Consider the following 24,774-nt stretch of genomic DNA (forward strand, 5'->3'; position numbering starts at 1 on the left):
TCCTGCGAACAATTCAGCCGAGCAGTTTCACGTCCTACGGTCAGGACTTTACGCCCCGGAGCGCCGCAAGCTGGAGTCATGACGCGTGCAAGACTCCGCAGCAGGGCGTGGAAACTGCTGGAGATGGCCACAACGCCGCTGCTGCCCTCGGACTACCTCGACCTGGTCAGCCCGCTGCGCGCGGGCGCCGACCTGCGGGGGCGCATCGAGGCCGTGCACCCCGAGACGGGCGACGCCGCGACCCTCGTGATCAGGCCGGGACGGGGCTGGCGCGGCCACACGGCCGGGCAGTACCTGCGGATCGGGGTCGACGTCGACGGGCGGCGCCTGTGGCGTGCCTACTCGATCACCTCGCCGACAGACCGCCGGGACGGCCGCGTCACGATCACCGTGAAGGCCGTCCCGGACGGCAAGGTCAGCAACCACCTGGTCCGCCGGGCGACACCGGGCACGCTGATCCAGCTCGACCAGGCGTCCGGTGACTTCGTCCTGCCGCGGGCCAAGCCCGCCAAGGTGCTCTACCTGACGGCCGGCAGCGGCATCACGCCGGTGATGGGCATGCTGCGCGACACCGAGTTCGACGACGTCGTCATGGTCCACCTCGCCCCACAGCCGCAGGACGTGCTCTTCCGCACCGAGCTGCACGGCCTGGTCGCGGACGGGAAACTGCGCCTCGTCGAGGTGCACACCGCCACGGACGGCAGGCTCGACATCGCCCGTCTCGACGAACTCGTGCCCGACTGGGCCGAGCGCGAGACCTGGGCCTGCGGTCCCGCGGGCCTGCTCGACGCCGCAGAGAAGCACTGGAACGAGAACGGCGTCCACGAGCGCCTGCACACCGAGCGCTTCCGCCCGAGCGTCGTCGTCGCCGGGGACGGCGGGGAGGTCACGTTCGGTGCCACCGGCAGGACCGTCGTTGCGGACGGCGCCACGTCGTTGCTGGACATCGGCGAGGAGGCCGGCGTGCTCATGCCCTCCGGGTGCCGCATGGGCATCTGCTTCGGCTGCGTCTCGCCGCTCAAGGCGGGCGCCGTCCGTGACCTGCGCAGCGGCGAGATCACCGAGGCCGAGCCGGGCGTCCTCATCCAGACCTGCGTGTCCGCCGCGGCGGGCCCCTGCGAGATCGAACGGTAGGAGCACCTTGACCGCCATCGACCCCACCGTCCACCTGACCGAGGAGCAGATCGAGGAGCTCGGCCGCGAGCTGGACGCGATCCGCGACGAGGTCATCGCCGACCGCGGCGAGAAGGACGCCGCCTACATCCGCAAGGTCATATCGGCCCAGCGCAAGCTGGAGCTGGCCAGCAGGGGCGTGCTGCTGTTCTCGCTCTTCCCGCCCGCGTGGCTGCTCGGCACCGCCGGCCTGTCCGTGGCGAAGATCATGGACAACATGGAGATCGGCCACAACGTCCTGCACGGCCAGTGGGACTGGATGCGGGACCCGAAGATCCACTCCACCAGCTGGGAGTGGGACCACGTCTCGCCGTCCGATCAGTGGAAGCACTCGCACAACGAGCTGCACCACACGTACACCAACGTGATCGGCAAGGACAACGACCTCGGCTACGGCATCATGCGCGTCGACGAGGACCAGAAGTGGCACCCGTTCCACCTCGGCCAGCCGCTGTGGAACTTCATCAACGCCTGCTTCTTCGAGTACGGCATCGCCGCGTACGACCTGGAGCTCGGCAAGAACCTGAGCAAGCGCCGCCGCAAGGACCCGGAGTTCCGCGCGCGGGCCCGGGCCGTGGGCCGCAAGATCCGCAAGCAGGTGCTCAAGGACTACGTGATCCACCCGCTGCTGTCGGGCCCGTCCTTCCTCACCACGCTCGCCGCCACCTTCACCGCGAACCTGGTCCGCAACATCTGGACCCACTCGGTGATCATGTGCGGGCACTTCCCCGAGGGGGTGCAGGTCTTCGAGCGTCAGTCGATCAAGGGCGAGACGCGCGGCCAGTGGTACCTGCGCCAGATGATGGGGTCGGCGAACATCAGCGGCAGCAGGGCCATGCACTTCATGACCGGCAACCTGTCGCACCAGATCGAGCACCACCTGTTCCCCGACCTGCCGAGCAACCGGTACGCCGAGGTCGCGGTGAAGGTGCGCGCGCTGTTCGAGAAGTACGAGCTGGAGTACGTCACCGGGCCGCTGCCGAAGCAGGTGTTCTCCGCGTGGCGCAAGGTCTTCCGGCTCTCGCTGCCGAACGGGAAACCGAGGGCCGCAACGCCGGACCGCGATCAGGTGCTCGTCGTGGCCTGATCCACGGGGAGGGCTTCTCCCGTCCGCAGGTGCTCGCTCAGCCACAGCGCGGTGTTGCTGACGTGCATCAACGCGGCGGCCTGGCTGAGGGAGGCGTCGCGGATCGACAGTGCCCGGAAGATCGCCTCGTGCTCGGCGATGGTCCGGTCCGAGGCCTGGGCGTCGACCACACCGCGCCAGGTGCGGGCGCGCAGCGTACGCCCGGAGATGCCCTCCAGGACCGTGACCAGGGTCTCGTTGCCCGTGGCCGAGATGACGGCGCGGTGGAACGCGGCATCATGGGCGTTGAGTCGTTCCACGTCGTCACGGGCGTCGCGCATGGCGTCCAGGTGCCGTTCCACCTCGGCCAGCTGCTCGTCGGAGATCCGGGTGGCGGCCAGCGCGGTGGCGACCGGCTCCAGGAGCCGCCGTACCTCGATGAGGTCCTGCACCGCGGCGGAATCGCCCTGCAGCAGCTCCACCGCGCCGCCGAGTCCTTCCAGGAGCAGGCTCGGCTGCAGGCTGGTCACGTACGTGCCGTCGCCCCGCCGGACTTCCAGGACCCGGGCGACGGCCAATGCCTTCACGGCCTCCCGGGCCAGGTTGCGGGAGAGGCCGAGCTGGGCGGCCAGCTCGGCCTCCGGCGGGAGCTTCGAACCCGGTGGCAGCGCTCCGCTGCGGATCAGCTCGCGGATCTGCGCGATGGCCTTGTCCGTCAGAGACACCGCGCACTCCTTCCGGGCCCGTTCTCGAAGTGACGTTGATGATACTGGGACGGCTGTACGGGAAGGCGAGGACCTGGGCGTCAGAGCCGGGCCGTCCAGACCGGGCCGTCGGGGTAGGCGTACTCCTTGAGCGAGCCCGGGTGCATCTGTGCGCTCAGCCCGGGCAGGGTCGGCGCGAGATAGCGGCCACCGGAGACGCGGACCGGGTCGACGAAGTGTTCGTGCAGGTGGTCGACGTACTCGATGACCCGGTCCTCGGTGGTGCCGGAGACGGCCACGTAGTCGAACATCGACAGGTGCTGGACCATCTCGCACAGCCCCACGCCCCCGGCGTGCGGGCAGACCGGCACCCCGAACTTCGCGGCCAGCAGGAGGATCGCGAGGTTCTCGTTGACGCCGCCGACCCGGGCGGCGTCGATCTGCACGATGTCCACGGCGCCGGCCTGCAGCAGCTGCTTGAACACGACCCGGTTGGCGACGTGCTCGCCGGTGGCGACCTTGATGGGGCCCAGAGCCTCGCGGACGGCGGCGTGGCCGAGGATGTCGTCGGGGGAGGTGGGCTCCTCGATCCAGTACGGGCCGTAGGGGGCGAGGGCGCGCATCCAGTCGATCGCGGGTGCCACGTCCCATCTCTGGTTGGCATCGACGGCGATGCGGACGTCCGGGCCGACCGCCGCTCGGGCGGCACGCATGCGCCGTACGTCGTCCGCCAGGTCCGCGCCGACCTTCAGCTTGATCTGGGTGAAGCCGTCGGCGACGGCCTCGTGGGCGAGGCGGGTCAGTTTCTCGTCGGAGTAGCCGAGCCAGCCGGGGGTGGTGGTGTAGGCGGGGTAGCCGCTCTCCAGCAGGCGGGCGATGCGCTCCTGACGGCCGGGCTCGGCGCGACGGAGGATCCCGAGCGCCTCCTCGGGGGTGAGGGCGTCGCTGAGCCAGCGGAAGTCGACCTGGGCGACCAGGTCCTCGGGGGACATCGCGGCGAGGAAGCGCCAGACGGGCCGGCCGGCACGCTTGGCGGCGAGGTCCCAGGCTGCGTTGACGACGGCTCCGGTGGCCATGTGGATGGCGCCCTTCTCCGGTCCGAGCCACCGCAGTTGGGGGTCATGGACGAGAGTGCGGGCGAACCTTCCGAGGTCGGCGCAGACCTCCTCCACGGACAGGCCGACCACGTACGGGGCGAGGGCCGCGATGGCGGCGGCCTGGACGTCGTTGCCGCGTCCGGTGGTGAAGGCGAGGGCGTGGCCTTCCAGTCCGTCGCCGGCGTCGGTGCGCAGCATCACGTAGGCCGCGGAGTAGTCGGGCTCGGGGTTCATCGCGTCCGAGCCGTCCAGGTGCTCGGAGGTGGGGAAGCGGACGTCCAGGACGTCCAGCGAGGTGATGCGGGCGGACGAGGGCATGGCGGCAACTCCTGGGAGGGGCAAGGGTTTCGGCCCTACGGGCGGGGCGTGAGCGCGACGGCGGGCGGGCGGGCGGCCGGCGACGGCCGCCCGGGTCACTCCTGGACCTTGCCGCCGGTGATGCGGGAGATGGCGAGGGCGATCAGGATGATCAGGCCGTTGAGGGCGCCGATCCACTGGGCGGGGACGCCCGCCAGCGTGAGCACGTTCTGGATCATGAAGAGCAGCAGGATGCCGCAGAACGCGCCGAACATGGTGCCCTTGCCGCCGTTGAGGCTGATCCCGCCGATGACGGCGGCGGCGAAGACGGTGAAGATGTAGCCGTTGCCCTGGGCGGAGGCGACCGACGCCAGGCGTCCGGACAGCATCAGCCCGGCCAGGGCTGCGAGTGCGCTGCCGCTGACGATCACGATCCACAGCACCCGGTCGGTACGGATGCCGGCTGCCTTCGAAGCGTCGATGTTGCCGCCGATGGCGTAGAGGGAGCGACCGAAGCCGGTCCAGCCGAGCACCACGATCGCGATCGCGAACAGGGCCAGGCAGGTCCAGATGGAGGCGGGCATCCCGAACCACTCGGCGGTGCCGAGGTAGAGCATCGACTCCGGCAGCTGGAAGAAGGTCTGGCCGCCGGAGACGCCGGTGAGGATGCCGCGCAGGACGATGAGCATGCCGAGGGTGACGATGAAGCCGTTGAGGCCGAAGCGGATGATCAGCAGCGAGTTGATCACGCCGACGAGTACGCCGACGGCCAGGGTGACGGGAACCGCCCAGGCGCCGGGAAGCAGGCCGAGCCCGTGTCCCGCACCGGCCGGGACGACCAGCCAGGCCGCGATGCCGGGCGCGAGGCCCATCGTGGACTCCAGGGACAGGTCCATCTTCTTGACGATCAGGATCATCGTCTGGGCGAGGACCAGCAGGGCCATCTCGGACATGGTCTGCAGGACGTTGACGAGGTTGTCGGCCTGCAGGAACACGGGGTTGACGATCTGCCCGACGATCGCGATGACGACGATCGCGGGGACGAGGGCGAGGTCGCGCAGTCGGGCCAGGGGTATCCGGCCGCCGAGCAGCGCCGTGCGCGCGGGCTTGGGCCCCACGGCCCCGGCGGCCGCGTCCGCGAGGACGGTTTCAGGCATCGAGGTCCACTCCTTCCATCGCGGCCACGAGCTCGTGGTCGTGCCAGCCGCGGGCCATCTCCGAGGTCACCCGGCCCTGGAACATCACCAGGACCCGGTCGCACATACGCAGGTCGTCGAGTTCGTCGGAGGCGATGAGCACGCCCGTGCCGGTCCGCGCCGTCTCCTCGACCTTGCCGAGGAGGAACTCCTTGGAGCGCACGTCCACCCCCGCGGTCGGATTGATCAGCACCAGCAGGCGGGGGTCGTCCGCCAGTGCCCGGGCCATGACGACCTTCTGCTGGTTGCCGCCCGAGAGCGCGGAGACGGGCAGCCCGGGGCCGGGCGTCTTGATCGCGAGCTTCTCGATCATGTCGCCGGCGAGCCGGTCCCGCCGTGCACGGCTGAGGAATCCGTTCCGGCCGAGCCTGTGCGGCACGGACAGCGTGGCGTTGTCGGCGATCGACATGTCGGGCACGAATCCCTGGTGGTGCCGGTCCTGCGGGACGAACCCGGCACCCGCGGCGAGCGCGGCGGGAACGCTGCCGGGCCGGGGCCGCCGCCCGGCGATCGCCACCTCTCCCGCCCGGGCCGCCCGCAGTCCCACGACGGTCTCGGCGACCTCGGTACGACCGCTGCCGGCGGCACCCGCGAGTCCGACGATCTCCCCGGCGCCCACCTCGAAGGTGACATCACCGTAGGCAGCGCCGCTGCCCAGCGCCCGTACGGACAGGGCCGGCACGGAGGTGCGGTCGAGGCTGCTCGACCGCACCTCCGGCCGGTCGCCCGCCGCCTCGCCGGTCATCGCCGCGACCAGTTCGGTGCGGGGGAGTCCCGTGACCGGCGCGGTCACGACGTGCCGGGCGTCGCGGAACACCGTCACCATGTCGCAGATGTCGTAGACCTCCTGGAGATGGTGACTGATGAACAGGAAGGTCACGCCCTGGCGCTGCAAGTCGCGGATCCGGTCGAAGAGGCGGGTGATGGCCGCGCCGTCCAGCTGGGCAGTCGGCTCGTCCAGGATGATGAACCGGGCGCCGAACGACAGTGCCCGGGCGATCTCCACGAACTGCCGCTGTTCCACGGTCAGATCGCCGGCCGGAGTCTGCGGGTCGACGTCCACCGACCAGGTCGACAGCAGTTCCTTCGCTCGCCGGCGCACTCCCTGCCAGCTGATGAGCCGGCCACGCCCGTGGTCGTGGCGGTTGAGGAAGAGGTTCTCGGCGACGGTCAGGGTGGGGATGATCGTGGACTTCTGGTACACGCAGGCCACCCGCTGTCGCCAGGCGTCTCGGTCGGCCAACCGCGGCGCGGGGCTGCCGCCGAAGGCGACCGTTCCCTCGTCGGGGGCCTGCAGGCCGGTGAGGACCGACACGAGCGTCGACTTGCCGGCCCCGTTGCGGCCGACGAGCGCGTGGGTCTCGCCGGCCCTGATGGTGATCCGGGCGCCGTCGAGGGCCACCGTCGGACCGAATCGCTTGACTATGCCCGTCGCCTCGACGACGGGTGGGCCCGTCCGGGACCGTCCACCGCCCGCAGGGGCGGGCGCGGGGCTGACTGCTCGCTGCCCGTCGCTCATCACAACCTCCTTGCCATCGTTAGTTGTTGGGTCCTGACCGGGCAGGTCAGCCGTGGTTGTTGCCCCACAGGGAGGGGTCGTCGCTCCTGACGCTGGGAACACCGCCGAAGGTGGCGCCGTCGAGGGTGACCAGGGGAGCGGAGAGCTGGTCCTCAAGCAGACCCGGCCGGACCTGGATGATGGTGCTGTCGTGGTCGGTCTTGCCGGGCTGGAAGGTCTTCCCGTCGATGGCGGCCTTCAGGTACTGCAGCGCGTACTTGGCGTACAGGTCGGCCGGCTGGGAGACGGTGGCGTCGATCCTGCCCGCCGCGATCGACTTGAGCTCCTCGGGGATGCCGTCGTTGGACACGACGAAGACGTGCTTCTCGTCCGACGGGTCGACCAGCAGGCCCTTCTGCTTGAGGACCTGGAGCGTGCCGGCCAGGGCGAAGCTGGACTCCATGTAGACGCCCTTGATGTCCGGGTTGGCGGTCAGGTCCGTCTGGAGCTTCTGTGCGGCGACCGCGCCGTCCCAGTTGGTGGCCTCGCCGAACACCTTGATGCCGGGGTAGTTCTTCTTCATGCACTCGTTGAACGCCTCGGTGCGGTCCCGGCCGTTGATGGAGTCCAGGCCACCCTCCAGCATGACGACCTTGCCCTGGCCCTTCAGCTTCGTGCCGAGGAACTGACAGGCCTTCTCGCCGTAGGCGCGGTTGTCGGCCCGCACCACCATGAACACCTTGCCGCTGTCGGGGCGGGTGTCGATGGTGACGACGGGGATCTTCTTCGCCTCCAGCTGCGCCAGCGTCGGCGCGACGGCGGCGGTGTCCTGCGGCGCCATCGCGAGCCCCTTCACCCCCTGGCTGATGAAGGTCTGCGCGTTGGCGGTCAGCTTGGCCACGTCGTTCTGCGAGTTCGTCGTCTTCAGCGACAGGCCCACCTGGCCGGCGTACCCGGGCGTGTACCTGATGTACGAGTTCCAGAAGTCGGTGTCCGAACGCGGGTAGTCGACGCCGACCAGCGGCGCGTCGCCCGACCCGGCTGAGGTGCCCGAGGTACTGCTGCAGGCGCTGAGCAGAGCCAGGGCGGACAGGGCCGAGACGGCGGAGCAGAGTGCGGTTCTGAGTCTCATCGGTACTTCCTCGCGCTGGTCCCTTTGAGCGGGAGAGAGTTGTGCCGGGCGGCAGCTGCGGTGGACCGCCGCATCGGAGAGATGGGATGTATGTATAGGCGGCAGCGGGGACGATGTCCAGGTGCCGAGCCAAATCGCAAGGACAATGGGCCAGTTCGACGGGTTCGGTGTGACCGGCCGGAAAGAAAAATCCCATCAATCGCTGCACGCCCGTTGACTTCAGGGCGTTACATGGACGACCTTCGTGCGTAACCTCCCGGCGCCCCAGGGGTGTGCGCGTGTGCGCGTCGTACGTGCCCCCGGTCCGGCCCGTTCTCTCCGTCCCCCCAGCCCAGGGATGTCCTCATGGCGAGTTCACTGAACCGACGTCAGTTCCTCTCCGCAGCCGCAGGTGTGGCTGCGGCTGCCATGGCCGGCGGCGGCCTCGCGGCCGGCGTCGCACAGGCGGCACCGAGCACCTACACTCCCGACTGGAACTCGGTCGACCAGCACCCGGCGGCTCCGGAGTGGTTCCAGGACGCGAAGTTCGGGATCTACTTCCACTGGGGGGTCTTCAGCGTTCCCGCGTACCAGAGCGAGTGGTACCCGCGGAACATGTACAAGGCCGGCAGCCCGGCCAACCAGCACCACATCGCGACCTACGGCCAGCCGGCGGACTGGCCCTACCACAACTTCATCAACGGGGCGAAGGACCTCGCGGGCAACACCGTGCAGTTCGCGCCGAAGCTGAAGTCCGCGGGCGGGAACTTCGACCCCGACGAGTGGGCGCAACTGTTCGTCGACGCCGGCGCCAAGTTCGCCGGACCGGTCGCCGAGCACCACGACGGCTTCTCCATGTGGGACAGCCAGGTCAACGAGTGGAACTCGTTCGCCAAGGGCCCGAAGCTGAACCTGCTGCAGCTGTTCGCCACGGCGATCCGCGCCAAGAACCTCAAGCTGCTGGTGGCCATGCACCACGCCTTCAACTTCAACGGCTACTACGAGAGCGTCCCGGCGCAGTCGGACCCGAGCCTCAAGAAGCTCTACGGGCAGCTGGACAGGTCGCAGGAGAACCAGCTCTGGTACGACAAGCTGAAGGAGGTCGTCGACCGCGCCCAGCCGGACGTCCTCTGGCAGGACTTCGACCTGAACGCAGTCGACGAGGCGCAGCGCCTCGACTTCCTTTCGTACTACTACAACCAGGCCAACTCCTGGGGCCGTGAGGTCGTCGCCACCTACAAGGACGGCTTCGACAACAAGGGCGAGATCTTCGACTACGAGCGCGGCGGCCCGGCGGACCTCACCACCCCGTACTGGCTGACCGACGACAGCATCTCCAGCAGCAGCTGGTGCTACACGCAGGGCATCGGCTACTACAGCATCCAGCAGATGCTGCACTCGTTCATCGACCGGGTCAGCAAGAACGGCAACGTCCTGCTGAACATCGCGCCGATGGCCGACGGCACCATCCCCCAGGCGCAGAAGGACGTCCTGCTCGGCATCGGAGACCACCTGAAGCGCTTCGGCGAGTCGATCTACTCGACCCGCGCCTGGACGGTCTACGGCGAGGGCCCGACGAAGATGGGCGGTGGCTCCTTCACCAACCCGACGGCCGGCACTCCCCAGGACATCCGCTTCACCCGCAACAAGGCCGGCACCGTCCTGTACGCCACCGTCCTCGGCTGGCCCGGCAGTTCACTCACGATCAAGACCCTCGGCTCGGACCGGATCAACCTGTCGTCGCTGACCTCGGTGAAGCTGCTCGGCTCCACCGGCGGAACCACCATCGACCTGCCCGCACCGGTGCAGAGCCCCTCCGGCCTCACGGTCACCCTGCCGTCCTCCGCGCCGTACGGCGCGTACGCGTACGTCCTGAAGCTCTCCTTCTCGGGCACCATCCCGGTCGTGCTGCCGCCGGCCGGCGCCGTCGCCTTCAAGGACGTCAACTACACCGGCGCCTCCGCGGCGTTGAACGTGGGCGAGTACACCGCGGCCGACCTGACCGCGGCCGGTGTGGGCGCGGCCGCCATCTCCTCCCTCCGTACGTCCCCCGGCTTCCAGGTCATCGGCTACTCGGCGGACAACTTCACCGGAACCGCCTGGACCTTCACCGCCGACAACCCCGACCTCAGGGCCACCGGCAACAACGACCAGATCACCTCGCTGAAGGTCCAGTTCAACCCGTCGACGTACTTCCGGCTCACCAACGTCACCGACGGCCTCGCCCTGGACGGCGGCGGCAAGGTCGACTCCGGTTCCGACCTCAAGCAGTGGACCTGGGACGGCAGCAGCAACCTCCAGTGGCAGGCCGTCGACGTGGGCGGCGGCTACTACAAGCTGGTCAACCGCACCAACGGCATGGTCGCCGACGGCTGGGGCGCCACCGCCGACGGCTCCGCCGCCCGGCAGGCCCCGTGGAACGGCGGCACCAACCAACAGTGGAAGATCACCCCCCGGGGCGGGTACGGGTACTCGATCGCCAACCGCACCACCGGTCTGGTCCTCGACGGCGGCGGCAGCGTCGCGTCCGGCTCCGTCACCAAGCAGTGGACCTACAACAGCAGCTCCAACCTGCTGTGGACCTTCACGGCGCTCTGAGTGCCGCCCCGACCGGGGCCGGAGGTCGGCCGCCGGAGGCAACGGCGTGGGCGGCGTCCGGGTTGCCGTCCACGCCGATGCCCACCCCGCTGGTCCTCCCGTGGCGCCGACCGGCGCGCGCCGCGTGAAGTTCTTGTGATCGCTCACGTTTTACATGACAGAAAACTTGACGCAACGCCGCAGTGGCCCAACGATGATGGCCATCGCGCAGCAGTCGCTCCGAGGCCTGAATTGTTAGCGCTAACATTCGGGCCTCCGCAGTAGGGGCGCCCCTGCCGGGCGGCTTCCACGTCGGCCGATCACGACCCCCGGCGCGCGCCGCCGGATTGCCACGCGCGCCAAAGCCGACAGAAACGCCGGCCGGCAGCTCCACCTGTTCACAAGGGAGATCTCGATGCACCGACAAGGTTCCAACCGCAGACCTGCGTCTGTGGTGTTGACGGCCGTGGTTGTCACCGTGGCGGCACTGGCGGCGATGCTCGTCGCAGCCCCGGCTCAGGCGGCCACCAGCGGCGCCCTGCGCGGTGCGGGTTCCGGCCGGTGTCTCGACGTGCCGAACGCCAGTCAGAACGACGGAACCCTCCTGCAGATCTGGGACTGCTCGGGCGGGACCAACCAGCAGTGGACGGTGACGTCCGCCAACCAGCTGACGGTGTACGGCAACAAGTGCCTGGACGTTCCGGGCCACGCCACCGCGGCCGGCACGCGGGTGGAGATCTGGTCCTGCACCGGCGCTGCGAACCAGCAGTGGCGGGTGAACGCCGACGGCTCGGTGGTGGGCGTGGAGTCCGGGCTGTGCCTGGACGTGTCGGGCGCCGGTACGGCCAACGGCACGGCGGTGCAGCTCTGGAACTGCACCGGAGGCAGCAACCAGCAGTGGACCGGCCTGTCCGGGACGGGCGGCACCACCTGTGCTCTCCCGTCGACGTACCGGTGGACCTCGACCGGTCCGCTGGCGCAGCCGGTGAACGGGGGTGCCGCGCTGAAGGACTTCACCGACGTGGTCTACAACGGCAAGCACCTGGTCTACGCGACCTACTCCGACGGGGCGTCGTGGAAGTCGATGGGATTCGCTCCCTTCACGAACTGGTCGGACATGGCCTCGGCCGGCCAGACCGTGATGTCCTCGTCCGCGGTGGCGCCCCAGCTGTTCTACTTCGCGCCCAAGAACACCTGGGTGCTGGCCTCGCTGGGGTGGGGTACCGCCTGGCCCTTCACCTACCGCACGTCCAGCGACCCGACCAACCCCAACGGCTGGTCCGCGCCGCAGGCGCTGTTCACCGGCAGCCTCCCCACCGGTGCCCCGATCGACCCGACCCTGATCGCCGACGACCAGAACATGTACCTGTTCTTCGCCGGTGACAACGGCAGCATCTACCGCGCGAGCATGCCGATCGGGAACTTCCCCGGCAACTTCGGCTCCTCGTACACCACGGTCATGAGCGACACGGTGCAGAACCTGTTCGAGGCGCCCCAGGTCTACAAGGTCCAGGGCCAGAACCAGTACCTCATGATCGTCGAGGCCCGGGACGCGAACGAGCACCGCTACTTCCGCTCGTTCACCGCCACCAGCCTGAACGGCTCCTGGACGGCGCAGGCCGCCACCGCGAACAACCCCTTCGCCGGCCTGGCCAACAGCGGTGCCACCTGGACCAACGACATCAGCCACGGTGACCTGGTCCGCAACAACCCCGACCAGACCATGACCGTCGACCCCTGCAACCTGCAGCTCCTCTACCAGGGCAGGAACCCCTCCTCGGACGGCGCTCCCTACATCCAACTGCCGTACCGGCCGGGCGTGCTCACCCTGCAGCGCTGACCCGCCCGCTCCAGCCGGGAGCCGATGCTCAACGCCTTGAGGGACCCCGTCCGCGCGCCGGCCGGGGTCCCTCGTCCTGTTGCGCGTCCGGGTCAGAAGCCGCCACCGGGCTGCGCGGACGGGGCGGGGCCGGTACTGCCGCGCAGGGAGACCGGCGGGGTCAGCAGGATGTTGCGGAGGGGGGCGGTGGGATCGGCCATGCGTTCGAGCAGGAGGTCCATGGCCTTGGTGCCGATGTCCTGGGCCGGTACGTCCGCGGCGGTGAGCGGCGGGCGGAACTCCTCGGCCCAGGTCCGGCCGACGACGCCGGTGATGGAGAAGTCCCTCGGCACCGTGCGGCCGGCCTCCTCCAGGCCCCGCTGGAAGCCGGGCAGCGCGGCTTCGTTGATCGTCGCGACCGCGGTGATGTCGGGGTGGTCGCGCAGGAGCCGGGTGGCGCATTCCAGTCCGGCGGCCGCGTCGTCCCCGCACTCCAGGTCGATGCCCTGGATGCCGCGCAGCGTGACGGCCTCGGTGAAGCCGTCGCGAGCCCGGTGGCCCGGCCCGTAGCCGGCTGCCATGAGTTCGACGGAACGGTTGATCAGCGCGATCCGGGTGTGGCCCAGGTCCGCGAGGTGGTGGACGCACCGGTTGATCACGGTGGTGTAGTCGACGTCGATCCAGCACATCTCGTGGGCGCGGGCGGTGTGTCCGATGCCGACGAACGGCAGCCCCGCCTGCTGAAGTCTGCGGACCCGGGAGTCCTCCAGGCGGATCTCCATGAGGATCACCCCGTCGACGCGCCCTCCGGACAGGAGGCGCTCGAACGACCGGTCGTGGTCGCCCCCGGAGGGGGAGAGCAGGACGTCAAGGTCGGCACGGGCGGCAGCTTCGACCACGCTGGCCACGAAACCCAGCTGCATGTGGGTCAGGTGTCGGCTGGCCGGAGGGATCACCAGGCCGATGGTCCGGGTCCGGCCCTCCTTCAGCGCGCGGGCGGCGGCGTTGGGCCGGTAGCCGAGCTCGTCGATGACGTCCTGGATGCGCCTGCGGGTGGCGTCCGAGACCGGGCGCTTGCCACTGAGTGCGTAGGAGACGGTGCTCCGCGAGACGCCCGCCCGGCTGGCGATCTCCCCGATGTTCATCGTTGTCCTCATGGAGATGGGTGGCCGTGGCCTGGTGATGTCGGTGGCGGCGTCCACACGTGTCGCCGTTGTCGAACCGATTCGGTAGACGGTAGTGCGCTTCCTCCTCTTGTCGCAACCCGCACGCCAGGGTTGCGGGGAGTCGGCTCGTGTTCCGGTCGGCCGAACCGAGGTGACGGATGTTCACCCGGGCTATTGACGGCCCCAGGGGGCGGTCCTATGTTCCTGTCGAACCGATTCGCGCAATCGATTCGACATCAGGCCGTAACACGGAGACGGCCTCCCCGTCGCCCTGCCTCCACCCCCCTCAGTGCCTCCGCAAGACCGAAGGGTTCGGTGTCATGAACAGATCCACAGGTCGGCGGCTCACCGTCGCCGCGCTCGCCGCCGTCGTCCTCGCCACCGCCGCCACCGCGTGCTCGTCCTCGTCCGGGACGGGCGCCGCCGGCGGGGGAGGCGACTCCGCCGGCGGGAGCTACACCGTCTGGGATCCGTACCCGCAGTTCGACGCCGGTTCCGCCTGGGCCAAGCTGCTGGACACCTGCGGCGCCCAGGCCGGTGTGCAGATCAAGCGGACCGCCTTCGACACCAGCGACCTGACCACCAAGGAACTCCTCGCGGCCCAGCAGGGCAACTCCCCGGACGTGCTGATCGTCGACAACCCGGCGGTCTCCACACTTGCCGAGGCCGGCGTGCTGAGCTCGACCAAGGAGAACAGGATCGACACCTCGGCGGTGTCACCCAACCTGCTCGCCGCCGGCCAGAGCGGCGGCGAGACCTTCGGCACCCCCATCGGCGCGAACACCCTGGCGCTGTACTACAACAAGGCGGTCCTGACGGCCGCCGGCGTGGACGCCGCCTCGATCAGGGACTGGGCGTCGCTGACCGCAGCCCTCACCAAGGTCAAGGCCGCGGGCAAGAAGGGCATCACCTTCGCCGGGATCGGCACCGAGGAGGGGAGCTTCCAGTTCCTCCCGTGGTTCTGGGGATCCGGTGCGCAGCTGACGCACCTGGACTCCGCCCAGGCCGCTTCCGCGCTGTCGCTGTGGACCGACTGGGTCAAGCAAGGCCTGGCCCCCAACTCGGTCATCAACAACACCCAGACCACCAGCTGGCAGGAGTTCGCCACCGGTGAGTTCGCCTTCGCGGAGAACGGCACCTGGCAGCTGGCCAACGCCAAGAAGGCCGGCTTCGAGTACGGGGTCATCCCGGTCCCCGGCATGACCGGGGGCACCGCCCCGGCCCCGACCGGCGGCGAGTTCGTCACCGTCCCGGTCCAGAAGAAGACGGACCGCTACGGCGTCTCGAACACGGTGGTGTCCTGCCTGACCAGCGCGGACAACTCCTACGCCACCGACACCACGCTGTCCTACATCGCCCCCACCCCCGCGGTGCAGGACAAGCAGGCCGCCGGGGACCAGGACCTGAAGCCGTGGATCGACGCGGTCAAGGGCGCCAAGGGCCGTACCGGCGACGACCTGGGCACCAAGTACCCGAAGATCTCCGAGCAGTTGTGGACATCGGTCCAGGCCGCCCTGACCGGGTCCACGTCGCCGCAGGCCGCGCTGTCCGCGGCGCAGTCGGCCGCTGCCAAGTAGGACCGCCGGCCGCGAGGACGACAGGACCCGCCCATGAACGACACAGCGCAGACACCGGTGGCCCGCTCCGTGCGCGACGGGGCCGGGCCGGCCACCGCGGTGCCACCCCGCGGGCGCACCGGCAACGAACGCACCGGCACCGGACGCCCCGGTACCGAACGCCCCGGTACCGAACGCACCAGGTCCCGCTCCCGGTCCCAGCAGTGGGCCGCCTGGGGATTCCTGACCCCGGTGGTGATCTACCTCGGCGTGTTCTACGCCTACCCCCTCTACCGCAACATCGACCTGAGCCTGCGCAACTACACGGTGCGCTCGTTCGTGAACGGCGATGCCCCCTTCACCGGACTGGCGAACTACCGCGCGGTCCTGGACGACCCCACGTTCCTGCCCGCGCTGACGCACACGGTGGTGTTCACCGCCGCCAGTCTGCTGCTGCAGTACGGGATCGGTCTGGCCCTCGCGGTCTTCTTCACCCAGCAGTTCCGCCTGGCGGCCACGCTGCGCGCCCTGTTCCTGGTGCCCTGGCTACTGCCGCTGATCGTGTCCGCCTCCACCTGGTCGTGGATGCTCAACAGCGGCTCCGGCGTCGTCAACGCCGCCCTGCACGCGGTGGGCATCGGTCCGGTCAACTGGCTCACCTCCCCGAGCTGGTCCCTGGCGTCGGTGGTGATCGCGAACATCTGGATCGGGATCCCGTTCAACCTGGTGGTCCTGTACAGCGGTCTGCAGAGCATTCCGGCCGCCCTCTACGAGGCCGCCGCCCTGGACGGGGCGAACGCCTGGCAGCGCTTCCGGTACGTCACCTTCCCGCTGCTGCGCCCGGTATCGGCGATCACCCTGCTCCTGGGTCTGATCTACACCCTCAAGGTCTTCGACATCATCTGGATCATGACTAGGGGCGGCCCGGTCGACTCCTCCACCACGCTGGCGACCTGGTCCTACCGCCTCGGCTTCGGGAACGCGCTGCCGGCCTTCGGCCACGGTGCCGCCGTCGGAAACCTGCTGGTCCTGATCGCCCTGTTCTTCGGCATGGTCTACATCCGCGTCCAGCGAAAGCAGCAGGAGTCATGAGCAGACGACACACCTCCTGGTGGAAGACCGCGATCGGCGTCCTGCTCACCGCACTGATGCTGTTCCCGGTCTACTGGATGCTGAACGTCTCCTTCACCCGCGACCAGGACATGCGCAAGTCCCCGCCGGACTGGTTCCCGCTCCACGGCACGCTGGCGGGCTACCGGGCGGTCCTGGACCAGCAACTGCCCTATCTGGGCACCAGTCTGGTCATCGCCCTCGGTACCGTCGGGCTCACCGTGGCCCTCGCCGCACCGGCCGGCTACGCGCTGGCCAAGCTGCGCCCGCGAGGCGGCGGCGTCCTCGGCTTCGTCCTGCTGGCCGCGCAGATGGTCCCCGGCATCATCATGGCGATGGGCTTCTACGCCATCTACCTCACGTTCGGGCTGCTGCAATCGGTGCCGGGCCTGATCGTCGCCGACTCCACGATCGCCGTCCCGTTCGCCGTGCTGATCTTCACGGCGTTCATGGACGGCATCCCGGGTGAACTGCTGCAGGCCGCCCGGACCGACGGCGCGGGAGCCGTGCGGACCTTCTGGTCGATCGTCCTGCCGATGAGCCGCAACGCGGTCGTCACCGTCTCCTTGTTCGCGTTCCTCTGGTCCTGGTCCGACTTCGTCTTCGCCGGCACCCTGGACGGCGGGGGTGCCCACCAGCCGATCACGCTGGGCATCTACCACTACATCGGCAACAACAACCAGCAGTGGAACGCCATCATGGCCACCGCCGTGGTCGCCTCGATCCCCACCGCAGTGATCCTCGTCCTGGCCCAGCGCCACGTCGCCGCCGGCGTCACCGCCGGAGCCGTCAAGGACTGATGCCGGCCGGTACCTCCCGTCCCCGGAAGCCCGGCCCGTCGGCAGATCCGCGAACCCGGCCCGTCGGCAGATCCGCGAACCCGGCCCGCCGCACGGCCGCCGCACGGCCGGCAGAACGCGCCCCTCACCAGAAACGAGCACCTTGCGATGACCGACGCCCCGACCGGTCCGGCCTTCAACATCCACCACATCCCCTTCAGCAGCCACGGCTCCTGGTTCGGCGTCTCACCCGTGACCTCCGAGCACGTCCGCTCCCGGGACCTGCACCTGGTCTCCCACCAGAACGGCATGCACCCCGTCCTGCGCTTCGTTCCCGTCGCAGGCACGCACGGCGAGCGGGTCGAGACGCGCTGGACCGCCACCTCAGGGCAGCTGACCTGGACCGGTCCGGACGGGCCGGACGGGCACATCGAGATGACCTACCAGTCGGCCGACACCCTGCGGCTGCGCGGCACCGGCCTGGGCCTGCGGATCTGCGCCTCGGCCGACCGGCTCACGCCGTTCAGCGGCACGTACTTCTACCAGGACCCGCTCGACGGCTCCCACGTCTTCACGTCCTACGAGTCCGGCCGTCGCTACCGCATCACCGTGCTCGCCGGGAAGGCGACGGACGTCCGCGGTGTCGAATCCCTCGGCGAGGCCGACCGCGGGCTGACGGTGACCGGCGACGGTGACCTCCCGTGGGAGGCGGCCGTCGAGGAACTCGACACCGCGCGACCGCCCTACGTCCCGTCGGACACGCACGAGCGGGCGGTCGAGCGGGCCGCCCGGGTGTTCACCGAGTTCGCCGATGCCGTCACTCCCTGGCGCACCCCGGACACGCCGGCCGCCGAACTCGCCGCCTACGTGCTGTGGTCCGCGACGGTGGCACCGGCCGGGTTCCTCCAACGCCCCGCCGTCCTGATGTCCAAACACTGGATGGACAAGGTCTGGAGCTGGGACCACTGCTTCAACGCCCTCGCCCTGGCCCCCGGAGCGCCGGAGCTGGCGTGGGACCAGTTCCGGATCATGTTCGACCACCAGGACGAGAGCGGCGCACTGCCCGACTCCGTGACCCACTCCGAGATCCTCCACAACTTCGTCAAACCCCCCATCCACGGCTGGGCCCTGCGCCACCTGCGAGGACGCCTGCCGCGCCCGCCGAGCCGCACCGAACTCAGCGAGGTGTACCACCGCCTCGAACGGTGGACCAGGTTCTGGCTCGATTCCAGGCGCGCTCCCGGCCAGACGCTGCCGCACTACCAGCACGGCAACGACAGCGGCTGGGACAACGCCACCACCTTCGACCCCGGACGCCTGCGGATCACCGCCGACCTCTCCGCCTTCCTGATCCTGCAGCTGCGTGAACTCGCCGATCTGGCCACCGAGCTCGACCGTGCCGACGAAGCCGCCGCCTGGGCGCACTCGGCAGAAGCCCTCCAGGCCGCCGTGATCCGGGAACTGTGGACGGGCGAACGCTTCCAGGCCCGGTCCCCGCACACCGGCGCGGGCACCACCAGCCTGAGCCTGTTGGACCTGATGCCCGTCGTCCTCGGCGAGCACCTGCCCACCGGGATCAGCACCCGGCTGGCCGCCCACATCGAGACCCACCTGACCGCCCACGGGCCGGCCACCGAGCGGCCCGACTCACCCCACTACCAGTCCGACGGCTACTGGCGCGGACCGATCTGGGCACCCGCCACCGTCCTGATCGAGGACGGCCTGCGCCGCGCCGGGCACGTGGACCTGGCCGACGAGATCAGTGCCCGCTTCCGCGCCCTGTGCGAGAACTCCGGCTTCGCCGAGAACTTCGACGCCCTCACCGGCGAAGGCCTGCGTGACCGCGCCTACACCTGGACCGCCAGCAGCTACCTCCTCCTCGCCGAGGCACACGCATACCGCGACAGCCGCTGACCGGCCGCCTCCGCAGCTCCGGGACCGCTCCGGTCCCGGCACCTTCACCGCACTCCCATCCAGAGGAGCCGCACCATGAGGTCACCCACCACACCTCCGAGGCCGACGACCCGCACCGGACGACGAGCCGCTTCGGCCGTCGCCGTCCTGCTGGCCGCACTGGCCGCGAACCTGGTGTCCGCCGCGCCGTCACCGGCCGCCGACACCGCCGTCGCCGTCGACTTCTCCGCCGCCGGGGGCGCCCCCAACTACCGTGCCTCGGGCATGATCTACGGGCTGACCCCCGACGGCTCGCAGCCGCCGGACCACTTCTTCAAGGACATCAAGTGGCACTTCGAGCGGGCCGGCGGCGCGCAGCTCAACGGTGGCGGCTACGCCACCAGCCTCGCCGACTACCAGACCCGCTGGAACGCCACCCTCGCCCAGTACAGGCGCACCGTCGCCCTCGGCGGCACGTTCGTCATCCTGCCGCACGACCTGTGGGGCGCCGACGGCACCACCAGCCAGGGCTTCCCCGGCGACAACGGCAACTGGACGCAGTTCGACAACTTCGTCAACCAGCTGATCTCCGACGTCAAGGCCAACAACATGACGGTGGAGTGGGACCTGTGGAACGAGCCGGACCTCAGCGGCTTCTGGGGCCGGTCCCAGAGCCAGTACCTGCAGATGTGGTCGCGGTTCCACGCCGCCGTGCGGGCCAACCTCCCCGGGCAGCTCATCGTCGGCCCCAGCACGGCGAATCCGCCCGGTGCGTCCAACACCTGGTGGACCGCCTACCTGAACCACGTGAAGGCCACCAACTCCGCCCCTGACATCTACAGTTGGCACGCCATCCCGCACGACCCCGTTCCGGCCGTCGGCAACGCCAACGCGACCCTCGCCGCCGCGGGCCTGACCAACTCCCGCCCGTACCAGATCAACGAGTACGCCGGGCTGGAGCAGCAGAACCCCGGTGGCGGCGGCTGGTTCATCAGCCGCCTGGAGCGGGCCGGCGCCGACGGCCTGCGCTCCAACTGGGGAGGGGGCCCCGGCCTGCACGACTACGCGGCCAACCTGCTCACCAAGAACAGCTCCGGTCAGTACCTGCCGAAGGGCGAGTGGTTCCTCTACCGGTACTACGGCTCCCAGACCGGAAACATCGTGAACCTCACGCCCGGTACCAACACCGACGGGCTGGCGACCAAGGACAACACCGCGCGCAACGCGAAGATCCTGCTGGGCGACAACGGCAACACCGGCAACGTCACCGTCAACCTCAACCGCCTCGACACCACCTCGGTGGTGGAGAACGGCCGGGTGCGCGCGGTCGTCCAGCGCATACCGAACAACGGCGGCGGCGCGGTGACGGGGCCGGTGACGGTCTCCGACCAGACGCTGACCGTGGCCGACAACTCGGCCTCGGTGAGCGTGCCGTGGACGGACGCCGCGGACGGCTACACCGTCACGCTGCTGCCACCGTCCAACACGACCGTCTCCACCGTCGCGGTGGCACAGCACAGTGGTCAATGCCTGGACGACACCAACCTCAGCACCACCGACGCCACGCAGTACCAGCAGTACCTCTGCGAGGGCGGCTACCAGCAGATGCTGGACCTCAAGCCGGTCGCCGGCAGGGCGAACACCTACACCGTGGCCGACGAGTACAGCGGCAAGTGCCTGGACGTCTCGGGAGCTTCCACGACCGACGGAGCTGCCGTCATCCAGTGGACCTGCAGCGGCGGGACGAACCAGATGTTCACGCTGCAGCCGGTCACCGCGCTGGGCAGCAGCCAGGACTACCAGCTCGTCGCGGTGCACAGCGGCAAGTGCGTCGACGTCAGCGGGGTCTCGACCGTGGCGGGAGCCCTCGTCCACCAGTGGACCTGCGACCCCGCGAGCGTGCTGAGCACCAAGAAGAACCAGATCTGGCGTCTGACCGGTAAGGCCTGACCGCCCTGGCCTGACCCGTGCCCGTGTGAGCCCGGCCGGGGGAGGGGCCCGGCCGGGCTCACACGCGTTCGGCTGCGGCGCTCGGCGGGTCGGCTGCCCGACGGGCCGGCTACCCGACGGGCGGGTCTTCATGTGAGCGTTAACAGTACGAAGCCTTGACGGTGTCTCGGCTCCTGGCCATAGTGATGGTCGGCGCAGCACGGCAGGGGTGTCATCGTCGCCCTGCATGCCGCCTTTCCGGCCATAGATTGTTAGCGCTAACAATATTGGACGCGTTCTTCCTTCCCCCCACCCGCGAAGGAGTTCGTTCATGACCACACCATCGTGGCTGTGCCGCGCCCGGCGGGCGCTGCTGGCAGCCGGAACGACCGCTCTGCTCGTCGCCGGCCTGCTCACCGGCGCGGTCACCGCCTCCGGGGCCGCCACCCAGGGCCCGTGCGACCTCTACGCCGCCGGCGGAACGCCGTGCGTTGCGGCGCACAGCACCACCCGGGCCCTGTACGGCGCGTACAACGGCCCGCTGTACCAGGTACGGCGGGCCTCGGACGGCACGCTGCAGGACGTCCGGGTGCTGTCCGCCGGAGGCGTTGCCGACGCCGCGGCGCAGGACTCCTTCTGCGCGGGCACCACCTGCACCATCACCCGCGTCTACGACCAGACCGGTGACGGCAACACCCTGGTCTACCAGGGGACCGGCGGGACCGGCGGCGCCGACACGGCGGCCGTCGCGAACACGGAAGCGCTGAGCGTCGGCGGCCACAAGGCGTACGCGCTCTACATCAACCCCGGCAACAGCTACTTCGCCTACAGCTCCGCCGGGGGAGTGCCGACCGGCAGCGCGCCCGAGGGCGAGTACATGGTCACCAGCGGCACCCACGTCAACAACGGCTGTTGCTTCGACTACGGCAACACGGAGATCGACCACAAGGCCGACGGCAACGGCGCCATGGACGCGATCAACTTCGGTACGGAGTGCTGGTTCGGCGGCTGCACCGGCACCGGACCGTGGGTGCAGGCGGACCTGGAGAACGGCCTGTTCTCCGGTGGCAGCAAGGCGTGGAACCCCGGCCAGGTTTCGCAGACCAGTCGCTTCGTCACCGCGATGCTCAAGAACGACGGCACCACCCGGCTGGCACTCAAGGGCGCCGACGCCCAGTCCGGGGGCCTGACCCAGCTCTACAGCGGCTCGCTGCCCAGCGGATGGAGCCCGATGCACAAGCAGGGCGCCGTCATCCTCGGCAGCGGCGGCGACTGCTGCCAGACCAACCGCAACGCGAGCGCGGGCACGTTCTACGAGGGCGCCATGGTCAAGGGCTACCCCTCGGACGCCACCGACACCGCGGTCCAGGCCAACATCGCCGCGGCCGGCTACCGCACCGCCATCCCCTTCACCCCCGGCGCGAAGGTGTCGCTCCGGGCCACCACCACCTGCTGCACCGGCGACTACCTGCGGCACGACACGAGCGACGACAAGGTGGTGATCGCGCCGGTGACCTCCGCCAGTTCCGCCACCGACAAGGGCAGCGCGACCTGGATCGTCCGGGCCGGCCTGGCGAACAGCAACTGCGTCTCCTTCGAGTCGGCCGACACGCCCGGCAGCTACCTCAGGCACTACGCGTTCCAGCTCCACCTCCAGCCCGACGCCGGCACCAGCCAGTTCGCCGCCGACGCCACCTTCTGCGCCCAGCCAGGAAACGGCGGCACGGGCTACTCGCTCCAGTCCTTCAACTACCCGGCCAAGTACGTCCGCCACTACCGCCTCGCCGGCTACCTCGCGAGCGACGGCGGTGCCGACGCCTGGGACAACCCGTCGTCCTGGGCCCAGGACACCACCTGGCTCGCGGCCGCCCCCTGGAGCTGACCGGCAGCCCCGCGCCGGGTCCCCTGCCGGGCCTGGTGCCGGGTCTCCTGCCGGGCCCGTGCCGAACAAGGCCGAAGCCGCACCGTCCCGGTGACGTCCGGGCTACCCGCGCCGCCCGCACGGCCGGACACCGGGACGTTCGTCCGCGCTCACCTCACCCACCCCGTGAAGGAGCTCCTCATGATCAAACCGTGGATGCGGCGCCTGCGACGGGCGTTCCTGGCGGCCGGCACCACCACCGTGCTCGCCGCCGGCCTGCTCACCGCCGCGGCCGGGACGTCGCAGGCGGCCGCCCAGGGGCCGTGCGACCTCTACCGCGCCGGTGGCACGCCGTGCGTGGCCGCGCACAGCACCACCCGGGCCCTGTACGGGGCGTACAACGGCCCGCTGTACCAGGTCAGGCGCGCCTCCGACAACGCGACCAGGGACATCGGCCTGCTGAGCACCGGCGGCTACGCCGACGCCGCCGCGCAGGACTCCTTCTGTGCCGGCACCAGTTGCGTCATCACCGTCCTCTACGACCAGTCCGGCAAGGGCAACCACCTCACCCAGGCGCTCAGGGGCCACTGGCCCGGGCCGGCCGACGGCGGGAACGACAACCTGGCCAACGCCGTCGAGGCGCCGGTCACCGTCGGCGGGCACAAGGCGTACGGCGTCCACGTCGCCCCCGGGACGGGCTACCGGAACAACCACACCAACGGCGTCGCGACCGGCGACCAGCCCGAGGGCATGTACGCCATCTTCGACGGCACACACGTCAACGGCGGCTGCTGCTTCGACTACGGCAACGCCGAGACGACCGGCAACGATGACGGCAACGGCACCATGGAGGCCCTCTACTTCGGCACCAGCAAGGGCTGGGGCTGGGGCAGCGGCAACGGTCCCTGGGTCATGGCCGACCTGGAGAACGGCCTGTTCTCCGGGGTCAACCGCGGCTTCAACGCCAACGACCCCACCGTCACCAACCGGTTCCTGACCGCCATGCTCAAGGGCGGCCCGAACCAGTGGGCCCTGCGCGGGGGCGACGCCCAGTCGGGCGGCCTGTCCACGTTCTACAACGGCACACGCCCCACCGCCGGCGGCTACAACCCGATGAAGAAGCAGGGCGCGATCATCCTCGGCATCGGCGGTGACAACAGCAACACCGGCGCCGGCACCTTCTACGAGGGCGTCATGACCTCCGGTTACCCCTCGGACGCCACCGAGAACGCCGTCCAGGCCGACATCACCGCCGCCGGTTACCGCAGCGGCTCGACCGGCACCGGCACGCTGACGCCCGGCTCCCGGATCTCCCTGCAGGCCACCACCGCGCCCTGCTGCACCTCGCACTACCTCCGTCACGACGACGCCGACAACAAGGTCGTCATCTCCGGCACGAACTCCTCCAGCTCCGCCACCGACAAGGCCGACGCCACCTGGATCGTCCGCGCCGGCCTGGCCGACACCTCCTGCCTGTCCTTCGAATCCGCCAACAACCCCGGGCAGTTCCTGCACCACTCCAACTACCAGCTCTACCTGAACGCGGACACCGGCAACAGCTCGTTCGCGAAGGACGCCACGTTCTGCCCCACCGCGGGCAACAGCGGGACCGGCACCTCCTTCCAGTCCGTCAACTTCCCGACGAAGTACCTCCGGCACTACAACTACACGGCCTACATCGCGAGCAACGGCGGCTCCAACAGCTGGGACAGCGGCACCAGTTGGGCCGCCGACACCAGCTGGCTGGTCGCCCAGCCCTGGGGGTGAGCCACCGGGACACCCGCGGTCGTGGGCAGCGCGCCCCCCATGGGCCGGCCGGGGTGGGCGCGCTCGGGTGGCGGGCCGGCGCGGCGAGCAGAGGTCGGCGCCTCGGTGCATCCTCGACATCGCCCGGAGCGCGCGACTAGGCTCACGCAGGAGCTATTCAATTTGTTGACTATGG

The 24,774-nt window shown here is 69.8% G+C and carries 17 protein-coding genes; 11 read left to right on the forward strand and 6 right to left on the reverse strand.

Going from position 1 to position 24,774, the window contains the following annotated elements; all coding sequences use genetic code 11:
• Positions 1-78 precede the first annotated feature (78 nt).
• Both CRP52_RS31830 and CRP52_RS31835 read left to right on the forward strand, forming a co-directional pair.
• Positions 79-1,134 (forward strand): ferredoxin reductase, encoded by a 1,056-nt coding sequence (locus tag CRP52_RS31830; protein ID WP_097239551.1) that lies wholly within the window; start codon positions 79-81, stop codon positions 1,132-1,134.
• A gap of 7 nt (positions 1,135-1,141) precedes the next feature.
• Positions 1,142-2,260: a fatty acid desaturase family protein gene (locus tag CRP52_RS31835; RefSeq protein WP_097239552.1), complete on the forward strand. Its 1,119-nt coding sequence runs from the start codon at positions 1,142-1,144 to the stop codon at positions 2,258-2,260.
• Here CRP52_RS31835 and CRP52_RS31840 read toward each other — a convergent pair.
• From CRP52_RS31840 to CRP52_RS31860, 5 genes are all read right to left on the reverse strand, one after another.
• Entirely contained in the window at positions 2,239-2,964 is a 726-nt protein-coding gene (locus CRP52_RS31840) for a FadR/GntR family transcriptional regulator (protein ID WP_097239553.1), read from the reverse strand. The two genes, CRP52_RS31835 and CRP52_RS31840, sit on opposite strands and share 22 nt — an antisense overlap.
• An 80-nt stretch (positions 2,965-3,044) precedes the next feature.
• Positions 3,045-4,358, reverse strand: coding sequence for an enolase C-terminal domain-like protein (locus CRP52_RS31845; protein WP_097239554.1), 1,314 nt, complete (start codon positions 4,356-4,358; stop codon positions 3,045-3,047).
• A gap of 95 nt (positions 4,359-4,453) precedes the next feature.
• Positions 4,454-5,494, reverse strand: coding sequence for an ABC transporter permease (locus CRP52_RS31850; protein ID WP_097239555.1), 1,041 nt, complete (start codon positions 5,492-5,494; stop codon positions 4,454-4,456).
• Positions 5,487-7,052: a sugar ABC transporter ATP-binding protein gene (locus CRP52_RS31855; protein ID WP_097239556.1), complete on the reverse strand. Its 1,566-nt coding sequence runs from the start codon at positions 7,050-7,052 to the stop codon at positions 5,487-5,489. The genes CRP52_RS31850 and CRP52_RS31855 overlap by 8 nt, the downstream gene beginning before the upstream one ends.
• Before the next feature lie 46 nt (positions 7,053-7,098).
• Positions 7,099-8,163: a sugar ABC transporter substrate-binding protein gene (locus CRP52_RS31860; RefSeq protein WP_097239557.1), complete on the reverse strand. Its 1,065-nt coding sequence runs from the start codon at positions 8,161-8,163 to the stop codon at positions 7,099-7,101.
• A 345-nt stretch (positions 8,164-8,508) separates the two neighbouring features.
• On the opposite strand from CRP52_RS31860, the gene CRP52_RS31865 reads away from it, so the two are divergent.
• Together CRP52_RS31865 and CRP52_RS31870 are read left to right on the forward strand one after the other, a co-directional pair.
• Complete coding sequence (locus CRP52_RS31865; RefSeq protein ID WP_097239558.1) at positions 8,509-10,740, forward strand: alpha-L-fucosidase; 2,232 nt, start codon at positions 8,509-8,511, stop codon at positions 10,738-10,740.
• 394 nt (positions 10,741-11,134) lie between these two features.
• Positions 11,135-12,559, forward strand: a complete 1,425-nt coding sequence (locus CRP52_RS31870) for a non-reducing end alpha-L-arabinofuranosidase family hydrolase (protein ID WP_097239559.1) — start codon at positions 11,135-11,137, stop codon at positions 12,557-12,559.
• A 92-nt stretch (positions 12,560-12,651) separates the two neighbouring features.
• Here CRP52_RS31870 and CRP52_RS31875 read toward each other — a convergent pair whose 3' ends face one another.
• Entirely contained in the window at positions 12,652-13,683 is a 1,032-nt protein-coding gene (locus tag CRP52_RS31875) for a LacI family DNA-binding transcriptional regulator (RefSeq protein WP_097239560.1), read from the reverse strand.
• Between the two features lie 341 nt (positions 13,684-14,024).
• Between CRP52_RS31875 and CRP52_RS31880 the strand changes: the two genes are divergently transcribed.
• The 7 genes from CRP52_RS31880 to CRP52_RS31910 all read left to right on the forward strand — a co-directional run bounded on the left by CRP52_RS31880 (position 14,025) and on the right by CRP52_RS31910 (position 24,599).
• Positions 14,025-15,281 carry a sugar ABC transporter substrate-binding protein gene (locus tag CRP52_RS31880; RefSeq protein WP_097239561.1) on the forward strand — a complete coding sequence of 419 codons (1,257 nt, stop codon included), beginning with the start codon at positions 14,025-14,027 and terminating at the stop codon, positions 15,279-15,281.
• Positions 15,282-15,314: 33 nt separating this feature from the next.
• Positions 15,315-16,352 (forward strand): carbohydrate ABC transporter permease, encoded by a 1,038-nt coding sequence (locus tag CRP52_RS31885; RefSeq protein ID WP_179852992.1) that lies wholly within the window; start codon positions 15,315-15,317, stop codon positions 16,350-16,352.
• The gene (locus CRP52_RS31890; protein WP_097239562.1) at positions 16,349-17,170 is read left to right on the forward strand and encodes a carbohydrate ABC transporter permease; all 822 of its coding nucleotides are present in this window, start codon (positions 16,349-16,351) and stop codon (positions 17,168-17,170) included. Before CRP52_RS31885 ends, CRP52_RS31890 begins: the two co-directional genes overlap by 4 nt.
• A gap of 147 nt (positions 17,171-17,317) precedes the next feature.
• Entirely contained in the window at positions 17,318-19,063 is a 1,746-nt protein-coding gene (locus CRP52_RS31895) for an amylo-alpha-1,6-glucosidase (protein ID WP_097239563.1), read from the forward strand.
• Between the two features lie 75 nt (positions 19,064-19,138).
• Complete coding sequence (locus CRP52_RS31900; RefSeq protein WP_097239564.1) at positions 19,139-20,992, forward strand: RICIN domain-containing protein; 1,854 nt, start codon at positions 19,139-19,141, stop codon at positions 20,990-20,992.
• 310 nt (positions 20,993-21,302) lie between these two features.
• Complete coding sequence (locus tag CRP52_RS31905) at positions 21,303-22,853, forward strand: alpha-L-arabinofuranosidase B (RefSeq protein ID WP_179852993.1); 1,551 nt, start codon at positions 21,303-21,305, stop codon at positions 22,851-22,853.
• Between the two features lie 180 nt (positions 22,854-23,033).
• Entirely contained in the window at positions 23,034-24,599 is a 1,566-nt protein-coding gene (locus CRP52_RS31910) for an alpha-L-arabinofuranosidase B (RefSeq protein ID WP_097239565.1), read from the forward strand.
• Positions 24,600-24,774 lie beyond the last annotated feature (175 nt).

It is taken from the genome of Streptomyces sp. 1331.2, assembly GCF_900199205.1.
Taxonomy (GTDB): domain Bacteria; phylum Actinomycetota; class Actinomycetes; order Streptomycetales; family Streptomycetaceae; genus Kitasatospora.